Source organism: bacterium, from assembly GCA_018814885.1.
GTDB lineage: Bacteria > Krumholzibacteriota > Krumholzibacteriia > LZORAL124-64-63 > LZORAL124-64-63 > JAHIYU01.
Genome location: JAHIYU010000183.1, coordinates 1 through 12,319, shown reverse-complemented (window position 1 = coordinate 12,319; position 12,319 = coordinate 1). Strand labels below are relative to the sequence as shown.

Sequence of the window (12,319 nt, the reverse complement as noted above, 5' to 3'; positions counted from 1 at the left end):
GGCGGCCGCGGCGGCGCCCGGCCGCAGCTGCTGCACTTCCTGCGCGGCAAGCTCGACGCGGCGGGGGGTGAAGCGGCCGACGCGGTCCCTGCGCTCGAGACATTCGCCGCCGCCGTGGTCGCGGCGCAGACCGCATACCGGCGCTGGCTGGAGGCGCTCGCGCGGCGGTACGTCCTCTGGCTGGAGGAACACGCGCGACCTCAGGGCCGCCTCCGCATCCAGGAGCGCGACGAGGTCTTCGGCCAGGTGACACCGGTAACGGCGTCCCTGTTGACGGCCTGCGGCGAGGCCGACACCTCCTATGCGGCATTCGCGAGAAGGCTGGAAGGAGCCGCCGGGACAGAGCCGGACGTGGAGGACGCGCTGGCCACGCTGGCGCGGGTTGCCGAGCTGGTGACCCAGCTGGAAAAGGACGTGCTGTTCCTGGCCGACCGCGAGGATCCGGACTGGGTGGTCTGGTTCGAGCCGGGATCCGGCGAGACGCTCAACGCGGTGGGCGCCACGAGGCTGGAGCCCGGCCCGATACTGACAGATCTGTGGCGACGCTCCGGGCTGAACCCCGTGCTCACGAGCGCCACCCTGTGCGTGGGCGAGGATTTCACCTTCATGTCCCGCGAGCTGGGCGTCTCCGCCTTGCGGCCCGGCGTGGTGACCTCGTTGATCGACTCGCCGTTCGTCTACGAGAGGCAGAGTCTCTTCCTGACCACGCCCGATTTTCCCGCCCCGGATTCCCGCAACTACCTGCCGGCGGTCACCCGGCTCCTGCGCAGCCTGCTTTCGGCCGTGCCGCGCAAGACGCTCGTCCTGTTCACCTCGTACGCCTCCCTGCAGGCGGTCGCCGCCGCTCTCCAGCAGACCGACGAGGGCGGTTACGAGTTCAAGCTGGATCTGGATCGCCACTGGCAGCGTTCGCGTCCGGTGATCCTCACACAAGGCGCGGGCCTGTCGCCCGCCGAGCTCATGGCTAGGTTCAGGCGCGAGAGCCGGGCCGTGTTGCTGGGCACCAACACGTTCTGGGAAGGGATCGACCTGCCGGGCACGGATCTCGAGATCCTCGTGGTGACCAAGCTGCCTTTTCTGGTCCCCGCCGATCCCTGGGTGTCCGCCCGCTGCGACCTGATCCAGGCGGAAGGGGAGAACCCCTTCGTTCAGTTCATGGTGCGGGATGCCGTGCTGCGCCTGCGCCAGGGCATCGGGCGCCTGATTCGCTCCGACGCGGACCGCGGCGTGGTGTTCCTGCTCGACAGCCGCTTGCACGGCAAGGCGTACGGGAAGACCTTTCTGGATGCCATGCCGACCTCGGTCCGCTACTGTGCCGGTCCGGAGGAGATGGTGGCCCTGGCCGCGGAGTTCTTCGTGGCGACCTGATCCGGGGGAACCCCGGCCCGGGAAGCGGTATTGTAGTTTTTCCCGGCGCGGCCGGGAACAACCAGGGAAGGATCAGCGATGGCCCAGGACGGCAGAAACGTCGCCGCCGCCGATTTCGCGAATCTCGCCACGCCTGTCGATCTGCTGGTGACCGGTATCGGCCAGCTCTGCACCCTCGATCTTCCCGACAGCGGGAGTGCGGGTCCTCGCCGCGGTCGGCTGCTGGGCGAACTGGGCATCGTCGAGGATGCGGCGCTCGCCGTGGACTGTGGCCGGGTGGTCGCCTACGGCCCGGCCGCAGCCCTGGCCGCCCTGGGCGCGAAGGCCACCTACCAGGCTGACGGGGCCTGCGTGTTGCCCGGCTTCGTCGATCCGCACACGCACGCGGTCTACGGTCGCACGCGGCAGGACGAATACGAGAGGCGCCTGCGCGGGGAGACCTACCTGGACATCGCCGCCGCCGGGGGGGGCATTCACGCCTCTGTGCGCGACCTGCGCGCGCGCAGCGAGGACGAACTGGTCGCGTTGACCGTGCCCCGGCTGCGCGAAGCCCTGGCCTGCGGCACCACCACCATGGAGATCAAGAGCGGCTACGGGCTGTCGCCGCAGCACGAGGTGAAGATGTTGCGCGCGGCGCGGCGCGCGGCGGACGAGGCCGGATTGCGCGCCGTGCTGACCTGTCTCGCCGCCCACGAGATCCCGGCGGAATACCGGGACCGTCGAGGCGCCTACGTGGATCTCGTCTGCGAGGAGATCCTGCCGCGCGTGGCCGAGGAGGGCCTCGCCGAGCGCCTGGACGTCTTCTGCGAGCCCAGCGTCTTCGACCTGGCGGAGACCGAGCGGATCCTCGCCCGCGGCATGGCGCTGGGCCTGCGCGCCACCGTCCACGCCGACGAGCTGGAACCGTTCGGCGGCGCCGCTCTGGCCGCGCGCCTCGGCGCCGGGTCGGCCGATCATCTCATCCGCATCGACGCCGCTGGCATCGCGGCCCTGGCCGACGCGGAGACCGTCGCCGTGCTCCTGCCCGGAACCGTCTTCACCCTGGGCCTGCGCGATTACGCGCCCGCCCGGGCGATGATCGAGGCAGGCGTGGCAGTCGCCCTGGCTTCCGACTACAATCCGGGCAGCAGTCCCATCTCGTCGCTGCCCCTGGTGATGGCCATCGCCTGCACCCAGATGAAGCTGTCGCCTGCCGAGGCCCTGTGCGCGGTGACGGCCAACGCCGCGCAGGCCCTGGGCCTCGGCGGCGAGGCGGGCGAACTGGCGCCCGGGCGGCCCGCGGATTTCATCGTCCTGGACGTGGACGATTACCGTCTGGTGCCCTATCACGCCGGACGCAATCCCGTGCACGCCGTCTTCCGCGCCGGAAAGCGGGTGATCTGATGGGAGCGCGCTTCACGCGCCGGATATGGTCGGCGGTGCGTGCTCCGGTCGCGGTCATGGCCTTGTCCCTGGCACCGTTCACGGGAGCGCTGTCGGCATGCGCCGGTCAGCCGGACGGCGCTGCGGCCCCGCTGGCGGCTGGCCGCGCGAGCGCGGGCCTGCTCGCGACGCCCGAGGGCTCGGCTCCCCTCTGGCTGCCCATCCCCATCGACATCCAGGATCTGCTGGGCCGCGCGAGTTCCCTGGTGCCCGTCGCCGACGGCGCGTTCGGGGCGTCCCTGCTCTTCGTCGACGAGGCGGGGGACGATCCGCAGCCTTCTTTCAGCCGTGACGGTATTCCCCTGGGCACGGGCCACCGCTGGGCCGACGACCCCTGGGCCGTCTCCCTGTCCGGAGTGGAACTCACCGGCATCGCCAGCGGCCCGGATCGCTGGGGCGCGTCCGCACCCGCGATCGCCCTGACCTCGACGGCGCCGGCGACCGACGCCGCGACCACCGACACGCGCTTCACCAAGGGCAGCGACGACTCCTACCTGCGGCGCGTCTCCTTCCGGACACCCGTCGCGCCGTGGAGCCTGCGCTTCGACTTCGACGAGTTGATCGACCAGCTGCCCGAGGACGATCTCGTCGGTGCGGCCAACCGGCACGAGTCAAAGTTCCGTTCCGCGCGGGCGTCCGTCAGTCGCCGCATGTCCGACGGCACCCGGCTAGAACTCACCCACGAGCGCATCCGCAAGCACAAGACGGTCCTTCCCGTGCACGATGCGCTCCACCAGGAGCTGTGGGCGCAACGCACGTCCCTCGCCTGGCGCGGCGAGACGCCCGTCGGCAGGCTCCAGGCAGCGGTTTTCGTGAACGGAGCCGACGTGGAATGGGATCGCGCGCGCAAGCTGGAAATCGCGCGGGAAGGCGTCCAGGTCGAGCTCGCCGGTCGTGACGACGGACTGGAGCTGGGCGCGCGCGTGATGGCCTGGCGCCTCGACGACGACGGAACCGGGACCGCGGAGTGGGCCGGCGACGACGCCGGTCCTGTCTCCAGCGGCGGACAGGAGGCGGCGATGACGGCGTTGCGTCCCCTGCGGGTCGGCGGCCTGCGCGTCGTGCCGACGGGAATCCTGCGCTGGCACCGACAGGCCGGTTGGAATCACTCTGCGAGCCTGGACCTGCAGGCGGCGGATTCCGACCGGATGCGCCTAACCCTGCAGCACGGCGGCCGCTCACCCCGCAGCGACGAGTTGTATACCGCCGCGCGCGTCACCGGCGCCGGTATCGAGGCGGTCCTGCTGCCGCAGCACGAACTGGGTTGGGAGAGTCTCGACCGCGCCGCGCTTTCCTGGCGCGCCGGGCTTCTGGGCAACGAACTGGTCATCGACGGTGCGGTGCGACGCCTGCGCGACGGCATCGGCTGGCGGCCGTTGGCGGGGGAGACCGTCACCGGGCGCTGGGCCAACGAGGTCGAACTGGACGGCTGGAACGTGGATCTGAAGCTGCGTCGCGCCGGCCGCTGCGCAGGTTGGGCGCGCGTGGAGGGCATCGTTTCCGCCCGCGGCCACGACGTCAAGGCCGGCACGCCGATCGCTCTGCCGCCCGAGAGATCGGCGGTCCTGAACGTCTTCTGGGAGAAGCACTGGTTCCACGAGGACGGCATCCTGGAACTGGGCTACATCCTCGAACACCGCGGCGGGATGGGCGACCCGTGGCTGCCCGGCGACGATGTCCGCCTGCCGTCGGTCACCCTGCATCACGTCATCGTCGGTTTCCGTCTCGTGGGCGTGGATCTCGGATACGAGCTGCACAACCTCACGAACCGACGCGTGCCGGTTTCCGCGGGATCGCTCAGCCCCGGCCAGGTGAACCGTTGGCGCATGCACTGGACCTTCCGGCACTGACTCGCCAGACCTGCCTCCCGCCCGGACCTCGCGCGATGCGGTGGTCCGCGAGGGAGCACGACTTGAACAGACGCGAAGCGCTCGGACTGCTGCTGCTGGGCGGGCTGATCGCCGCCGGACGGTTGATCCGCCGGAGGTTGCTGCTGGGGCCGGACGGCACATGGCGGGAGCCGACGTTTCTGTCCTCCCTGCTGCCGCGGCCGTCGGCGGAGCCCGACGAACCGCCGGCGCCCGAGCCACCCTTCGCCGTCAACCTGGTGGGTGCCGACACCCTGGTGTATCTGCCCGGCGTCGGCCCGGTCCTGGCCGACCGGATCGTGCAGTCGCGGCGGGACGAGGGTCCGTTCCTCTCGCCGGCCGACCTGCAGCGGGTCAAGGGGATCGGACCCAAGCTGATGCAGCGTCTGGCACCGCTGCTGCGCTTCCACACCGCGGCGGGCCGATCCCCGGGGACGACCTCAAGTACAGGCGACACATGCCGATGACGTTTCCGATACCCGCGTCCGTCCGCGATGCGGCGATGAACTTCCCTGATGTGGAGGCTCCGGGTCTTGTTGGCAGCCGTTATCAGCGTGTTCGCACTGGCCGTGACGGCGTGTTGCGCCATGGGCTGGCGTCGCGAAGCGGCGGCGCGACGCCGCGAGATGCGTCGGGCCGACGCGCTCGGCTCTGACCTGCGAAACGTGCTGGACAACCTGAGCAGCGGTCTGGTGATCATCGATCAGCGGGGCATCATCCAGCGCCTGAATCCCGCGGCGCAGTGCATCCTCATGCTGGACGAGGAGGATGCGCTCGGATATTCCATGACCGACGTCTTCGATGAGGGACTGCACGATTTCAACCGTGCGTTGGCACAGGTCCTGGCCGGAGGCGGCCCCGTGCTGAGGCGGGAGATCCGCATCCTGCGCGGCGACGGCGCGGATCTGCCGGTGGGCGTCAGCGTCAGTCCGATCGAGGCGTCGGACGGAGCCCTCACGGGCGCCGTCGCCATCTTCCAGGACCTGACGGACATCAATCTCATGCGAGACAAGATGCGCGAGACGGACCAGCTGGCGGCGGTCGGCGAGCTTTCGGCCGGCATCGCGCACGAGATCCGCAACCCGCTGGCCAGCATCCGGGGCAGCGTGGAGATCCTGGCCGGGGAGCTGTCCCTGGACGAGCAGGAGCGCGAGCTCATGGAACTGATTCTCAGGGAGAGCCGGCGCGTCAACGACATCATCACCGACTTCCTGTCCTTCGCCCGCACCCGGCCCGCCCAGCCGAAGCTGGTGGAGATGCGCCCCTTCCTGGACGACGCCGTCTTGCAGCTGCGCATGCACCTGGAGGAGAGGGGAGGCGAGACGGTGGTGACGCATGCGGTCGAGCCGGAGGATATGCTCATCCTCATGGACGCCGAGCAGATCAAGCAGGTCCTGCTCAATCTGGCCATGAACGGCTTCGAAGCCATGGACTACACGGGGGAATTGACCCTCACGGCCGAGCTCGACGCGCACAACACCGCCTGCCAGATCACCGTCGCGGACACCGGGCCCGGCGTACCGGCGTCGAGCCGCGCCTCGCTCTTCAAGCCCTTCTTCACCGAGCGCAAGGGCGGCACAGGGCTGGGGCTCTCGGTCGTGAAAAGGATCGTCCATGACCACGGCGGTCGGGTCGAGCTGGCTTCGCCGCCGGGCGGGGGTGCCGTCTTCATGGTGGTCCTGCCGCTGCTGCAGACCCCGGTCATGGGCGTGGAGCCCGAAGCAGCCTACCTCGCTGGCCGCTGATTTGCTCGTCTGCCGGTGCTGTTGCATTCTGCCCGCCTTGTTGGACGACGCTCCGTTTTTCTTCGCTTTCGTGTTCAAGAAGTTTGCAATCTGACCGATATCACACATGACAGGGCCGCCGTTGGCGGCCCCTGACGGAGAGCGTTACCAAGGGAGAACCATACATGGAGGACAAGCGGATCCTGGTCGTGGACGACGAGGAGTCCATGTGCCAATACCTGTCCATACTGCTGGGCAAGGAAGGCTACAAGGTGACGACGGCCTGCTCCGGCGCCGAGGCGTTGGCGTTGATGGAACAGGCGCCATTCGACGTGGTCCTGAGCGACATCCAGATGCCCAAGGTGGACGGCATCCAGCTGCTCAAGGGCATCAAGGCAGTGGACCCCGAGACGCCGGTCATCATGCTGACCGCGTACGCCAGCGAACAGTCGGCCATCGACGCGGTGAACCTCGGCGCCTATTCGTACCTGCAGAAGCACTGCAAGAACGACGAGATCAAGGTGGCTGTGCGCAACGCCCTGCAGCTTCGCTACGCCCGCAGCGAGAACGTGCAGTTGCGCCGCGAGTTGACCAAGAAGCGCATCCACTCGAAGATCATCGGCCAGAGCGACTGCATGGAGACCGTCTACAGGATGATCGACAAGATCTCGGCCACGCCGGCCACCATCCTGATCACGGGCGAGAGCGGCACGGGCAAGGAGTTGATCGCCCGCACGATACACGACCGCAGCGAGCGGGCGCAGAAAACATTCGTGGCGATCAACTGCGGCGCGATCCCCGAGACGCTCCTCGAGAGCCAGCTCTTCGGCCACGTCAAGGGTTCCTTCACGGGCGCCGACCGCGACCACGACGGATTCTGCCGGCAAGCCCAGGGCGGCACCATCTTCCTGGACGAGATCGGCGAGACGCCCCACGCCATCCAGGTCAAGCTGCTGCGCATGCTTCAGGAGCGGGAGATCTACCCGGTCGGCTCGAGCAAGGCCGTCAAGGTGGATCTGCGCGTCATCGCGGCGACCAACCGCGATCTGGAGCGGGAAGTGGGAGCCGGCAACTTCCGGACCGACCTCTTCTACCGGCTCAACGTGATCCCCATCGATCTGCCGGCCCTGCGCGACCGTCCCGACGACATACCGCTGCTCTGCGACCATTTCCTGAAGCAGTACTGGCCGGAGTACCCCGGGACCGTGGGCGCCGCGATCTCCGAGGAGGCGCTGCGGTGCCTGATGCGCTACGAGTGGCCCGGCAACGTGCGCGAACTGGAGAACGTGATCGAGCGCGCCTGCATCATCCGCGAGAACGAACGCATCGGCCGGAATGATCTGCCGCCCGGCGTGGCGGATCCCGTCAGCGAAGGTTCGGTGCCGGCCGCCCTGCTCGGCAGCCACGTGGCGCTCGAGGAGGTGGAGCGCTGCCACATCCAGGGCGTCCTGGACAGCGTTGGCGGCCACAAGAAGCGGGCCGCGGAGATCCTCGAGATCAATCCGTCCACCCTCTACCGCAAGCTGCTGCGCTACGAAGCCGATATGGACGGGAATGATGACGCTCACCGGAACTCGGATGCCGACGGCGAGGAAGTGCCTGTCTGCGTGGGGGGCGACGACGAACTGTAATGATCACCCGGCCGGCGCCGCCGGCGGGATGACGGAGTGGCGACCCCGGGTGTTCCTTGCCCGCGGTCGCCACTTTCGTTATGCTCGAAGCGACCGTCCCGAACACTGCGCGCAGGAGCTAGCACATGTGGTTATCCCTGATCGGTTTCATGGGCAGCGGCAAGAGCACGGTCGCCCGCTTGCTCGGCGAACACGCCCTGCTGGACGTGCAGGACCTGGACGCCGTGATCGAGACCGACGCCGGCCGGACCGTGGCCGATATCTTCGCCGCGGGCGGCGCCGCGGCCTTCCGCGATTTGGAGCTCGCCGCACTGCAGCACCTGCCGACCGCGGGCGACATCGTGCTGGCGTGCGGCGGCGGCGTGGTCGAGCGCACGGCGGCGTGCGAATTGTTGCGCAGCCGGGGCGCCGTCGTCTGGCTCGATGCACCCTGGGAGATCCTGAGGCAACGTCTCGCGCAGAGCGACACGACGGAGCGGCCGCTCCTGGGACGCGGCTGGGCGGACGCCGCGGATCTGCTGCGCGCGAGGCTGCCGCTCTACGCCCGCACGGCTCACTTCAGGTTTCGCAGCGATCTGGCCGAACCCCGGGAACTCGTCAGCCGCGTGCTCGCCGCCAAGCTGTACTGGGAGCGGCGCGGCGGCCGCGGGGAATCATGAGGGTGGTGGCCGGCAGCTGGCGGGGTCGCAAGCTGACGGCCCCGCCGGGACGCGAGACGCGTCCCACCACCGATCGCGTCAAGGAAGCTATCTTCTCGATCCTGGGCGGGGCGATTCGCGAGGCGAGGGTCGTCGACCTGTGCTGCGGCGCGGGAGGGCTCGGTATCGAGTCCTTGAGCCGCGGCGCGGGACATGTGGATTTTGTCGATCTTTCGTGGCAAGCTCTCGAAGCGGTCCGGTGCAACCTGGAGACCTGCGGCGCCGAGCCATCGCGCTATCGCCTCTGGCGGCAGGACGCCTGTGGCTGGCTCGCGACCCCGGGAGACGACCTCGCCGCTCGGGACATCATCCTGGCCGATCCGCCCTACGCCGGCGACCTGGCCGTGGATGTCTGGCGCGCCTGTTCGCGTCTCGCCGACGCCGGCCGGTGCGTTCTGGTGGTGCTGGAACACGTACCGGGGCTGACGTTGCCCCCGCCGCCCGCCGGTTGGCGGGTCGATCAACGCCGCTACGGCGCCGCGGCCCTATCGATCATGGAGAGGGACGATGAGTGATCTACACGCCATTTATCCCGGCACGTTCGACCCCGTGACCCTCGGGCATTGCGACGTGCTTGCGCGGGCGCTGCGGCTCTTCGACAGGATCACCGTGGCGGTCTCGCGCGGGGGACGGGCCACGCTCTTCGACGTGAACGAGCGTGTCGACCTGGTGAGGGAGGCCGTCGCGGGCCTCGGGGACAAAGGCCGCATCGAGGTCGTATCCTTCGACGGATTGCTGGTGGACGCCATGCGGCGCCTGTCGGCGAACGTCGCGATACGCGGACTGCGCACGCCCGGCGACATGGAACACGAACAGAACATGGCGGCCATGAACCGCTCGCTCGTGGCCGACTACGAGGTGCTGGTCTTCTTCGCGCGTCCCGAACTGGCCATGCTCAGCGGGACCCTGGTCCGCGACGTCGCACGTTGTGGCGGGCCGGTGGAGAGGTACGTGCCCGCGGCGGCCGCCACGGCCCTGCGGGCGAGGTTCGCCGCGGACGGGTAATCCCCCGGCTACGCCGGATGGGGCCGCCGTGTCCCGGCTGCGACATCGACCTTGCCGGGTCGGCGACTGATGACACATTTGACCATGATGCCGGTCGCAGGTTCGGGGTCCGCTGCAAGGAGACGAAATGGGACAATTGAGACTGGGCTGGCTGTCCGATGTCCTCGGTGACTCGCCGACCCTCAAGCTGTCGGGACAGGCCAAGGAACTGCTCGCAAAGGGAGAGCCCGTCGTCAACCTGACCGCGGGCGAGCCCGACTTCCCCACGCCCCGGGCCATCTGCGAGGCGGCGCACGACGCCCTCGATCACGGGCGCATCGGCTACACGGCGGCGGCGGGCATGCCCGAACTGCGCCAGCGGGTGGCCGAATTCTATGCTGCGCGGACCGGCGTGGCCATCTCCGCGAAGGAAGTGATCGTTTCCAACGGGGCCAAGCAGGTTCTCTACAACGCGCTCTCGATGCTGCTCAACCAGGGCGACGAGGTGGCCGTGCCCGTGCCCTACTGGGTGACCTACCCCGCCCAGATCACCGCTTTACGCGCGCGCATGATCCCGGTGATCCCGTCGCGGCCGGGCTGGAAGATCACGGCCGAGGATCTGGAGCGCGCCGGCGCCGGGCGCGCCAAGGCGCTGATCATGAACACGCCGTCGAACCCGTCCGGTGCCGTGTACACGAGGGCGGAACTGGAGGAGCTGACGGAATACTTCCGCAAGACGAGCTTCTTCATCCTCACCGACGAGATCTACGAGGATCTGGTCTACACCGACGAGGGACACGTGCCGCTGATGACCGTGGCCCCCGACTTGCGTCACCGTATCGTGACGGTCACCGGCCTGTCCAAGAGCTACGCCATGACCGGCTGGCGGGTCGGGTTCGGCATCGCCGACGTGCAGACCATCAGCGCCATGGCGCGGTTGCAGAGCCACTCCACGAGCAACGTCAACACGATAGCCCAGAAGGCGGCCATGGTGGCGTTCGATTGCCGGGACGAGGTGGAGACCATGGCGCGCGCCTTCCAGAGGCGCCGGGACGTGCTCGTCGCGGAATTGAGCGACATCCCGGGGCTGAGGTTCACGATGCCCGATGGCGCTTTCTATCTGTTGACGGACATCCGCGGCCTGCTCGGCGCGGGCCGGCAGACCGGAGGATGCATGCGCCTCGCCGAGCACCTGCTCGGCGAGGAGAAGGTGGCCGTGGTCCCCGGGGAGCCGTTCGGCGTACCCAACCATCTGCGGCTCAGCTACGCCGACGCCGAGGAGACGCTGCGCGAGGCAGGCCTTCGCATCAGGCGCGGCATAGAGACTTTCGGGGGTTGATTTGAAGTTCATCGACGTCGCCGAGATCAGAGTGACCGCCGGCAAGGGAGGCGATGGCTGCGTCGCCTTCCGCCGCGAGAAGGGCGTGCCGCGCGGCGGTCCCAGCGGCGGCAACGGAGGCGCCGGAGGCTCCATCTGGCTGACGGCCACCGCAGAGACCTCGACCCTGCAGGACTTCCGGTTCCGCAGGGTCTACGCGGCGGACGCCGGCCAGCAGGGTGCCGGTTCGCGCAGGACGGGCGCGGACGGCGAAGATCTCGAGATCTCGGTTCCCTGCGGCACGCTCGTCTATGATGCGGACAGCGGGTCGGTCGTCTGCGATCTCACGGAACCAGGGCAGCGGCATCGCGTGGCAGCAGGCGGCCGTGGCGGACGCGGCAATTACGAGTTCCGCTCGCCGCAACGCCAGGCGCCGCACGTTTCGACGCCCGGTCGGCCCGGCGAATCCCGGAAACTGCGGATGGAATTGAAGCTCCTGGCGGATATCGGGCTGATCGGAGCGCCCAACGCAGGCAAGTCGACCTTGCTGAGCCATCTCACCGCGGCCAAGCCGAAGATCGCGGACTATCCCTTCACGACACTGACGCCCAACCTTGGCATCGTCGACCTGGGTGATTATACCAGCTGTTCCCTGGCCGACATACCGGGCCTCATCGAGGGCGCCAGCGGCGGCAAGGGGCTGGGGCACGAGTTCTTGCGGCATGTGGAGCGGACGCGCGCCCTGGTGTACCTGGTCGATATGACCGATCCGGCGCCCGTGTCCGTGCTGGCCGTCCTGCGCCAGGAGCTGACCGTATACGGCCGGCGACTGGCGGACCTGCCGTTCATCGTCGTGCTCAACAAGCTCGACCTGGCGGACGAGGAAGCCGTCGGCGATATCAGGAGGGAAGTGGCGGGTTGGGCCAGGGATCACAGCGGCCGCGACCCCCTGCTGATCTCCGCCGCCACCGGTCAGGGCCTGGACCAGCTCCGTCATAAGCTGCGCGAACTGTATCAGAGCGCTGCCGCCACCTCCTCCTGACGGCGACCTCGCCGACTCAATCCAGAGCGACCTCCCGGGAAGGCAACATCCCATGTACGAAATGCGTACCGACACTCCGTCGGGCGATACCTGGACCCTGCACAGCAAAGCCGAGCATTGGCCGGCCCTCTGGCGCGACGTGGAGGAGCCGCCCGACCTCGTTCGCGGCAGCGGTGACCCGGGCGCCCTGCGGCAGCCTGCGATCGCCATCGTGGGCACGCGGCGCGCCAGCGCACGGGGCGTGGCCGTGGCCCGTCGGCTGGC

Annotated in this window: 12 protein-coding genes; all 12 read left to right on the top strand. The window is 68.9% G+C overall.

Going from position 1 to position 12,319, the window contains the following annotated elements:
• On the top strand, window positions 1–1,368 hold a 1,368-nt coding region (locus tag KJ554_14235), incomplete at its 5' end, for a hypothetical protein (protein MBU0743488.1).
• Window positions 1,369–1,446: 78 nt separating this feature from the next.
• Complete coding sequence (gene hutI, locus KJ554_14230; GenBank protein MBU0743487.1) at window positions 1,447–2,751, top strand: imidazolonepropionase; 1,305 nt, start codon at window positions 1,447–1,449, stop codon at window positions 2,749–2,751.
• A gap of 35 nt (window positions 2,752–2,786) precedes the next feature.
• Window positions 2,787–4,640, top strand: a complete 1,854-nt coding sequence (locus tag KJ554_14225) for a TonB-dependent receptor (protein ID MBU0743486.1) — start codon at window positions 2,787–2,789, stop codon at window positions 4,638–4,640.
• A gap of 35 nt (window positions 4,641–4,675) precedes the next feature.
• Window positions 4,676–5,125, top strand: a complete 450-nt coding sequence (locus KJ554_14220) for a helix-hairpin-helix domain-containing protein (GenBank protein MBU0743485.1) — start codon at window positions 4,676–4,678, stop codon at window positions 5,123–5,125.
• A 66-nt stretch (window positions 5,126–5,191) separates the two neighbouring features.
• Window positions 5,192–6,403, top strand: coding sequence for a PAS domain S-box protein (locus KJ554_14215; GenBank protein MBU0743484.1), 1,212 nt, complete (start codon window positions 5,192–5,194; stop codon window positions 6,401–6,403).
• A 164-nt stretch (window positions 6,404–6,567) separates the two neighbouring features.
• Complete coding sequence (locus KJ554_14210) at window positions 6,568–8,013, top strand: sigma-54 dependent transcriptional regulator (GenBank protein ID MBU0743483.1); 1,446 nt, start codon at window positions 6,568–6,570, stop codon at window positions 8,011–8,013.
• A 125-nt stretch (window positions 8,014–8,138) separates the two neighbouring features.
• The gene (locus KJ554_14205; GenBank protein ID MBU0743482.1) at window positions 8,139–8,672 is read left to right on the top strand and encodes a shikimate kinase; all 534 of its coding nucleotides are present in this window, start codon (window positions 8,139–8,141) and stop codon (window positions 8,670–8,672) included.
• A complete protein-coding gene (rsmD, locus tag KJ554_14200) occupies window positions 8,669–9,226 on the top strand; it encodes a 16S rRNA (guanine(966)-N(2))-methyltransferase RsmD (GenBank protein MBU0743481.1) in 558 nt (185 codons plus the stop codon). Before KJ554_14205 ends, rsmD begins: the two co-directional genes overlap by 4 nt.
• Window positions 9,219–9,716 carry a pantetheine-phosphate adenylyltransferase gene (gene coaD, locus KJ554_14195; GenBank protein ID MBU0743480.1) on the top strand — a complete coding sequence of 166 codons (498 nt, stop codon included), beginning with the start codon at window positions 9,219–9,221 and terminating at the stop codon, window positions 9,714–9,716. The genes rsmD and coaD overlap by 8 nt, the downstream gene beginning before the upstream one ends.
• A 127-nt stretch (window positions 9,717–9,843) precedes the next feature.
• The gene (locus tag KJ554_14190) at window positions 9,844–11,034 is read left to right on the top strand and encodes a pyridoxal phosphate-dependent aminotransferase (protein MBU0743479.1); all 1,191 of its coding nucleotides are present in this window, start codon (window positions 9,844–9,846) and stop codon (window positions 11,032–11,034) included.
• A gap of 1 nt (window position 11,035) precedes the next feature.
• Complete coding sequence (gene obgE / locus KJ554_14185; protein ID MBU0743478.1) at window positions 11,036–12,055, top strand: GTPase ObgE; 1,020 nt, start codon at window positions 11,036–11,038, stop codon at window positions 12,053–12,055.
• Between the two features lie 52 nt (window positions 12,056–12,107).
• On the top strand, window positions 12,108–12,319 hold a 212-nt coding region (locus tag KJ554_14180; protein MBU0743477.1), incomplete at its 3' end, for a DNA-protecting protein DprA.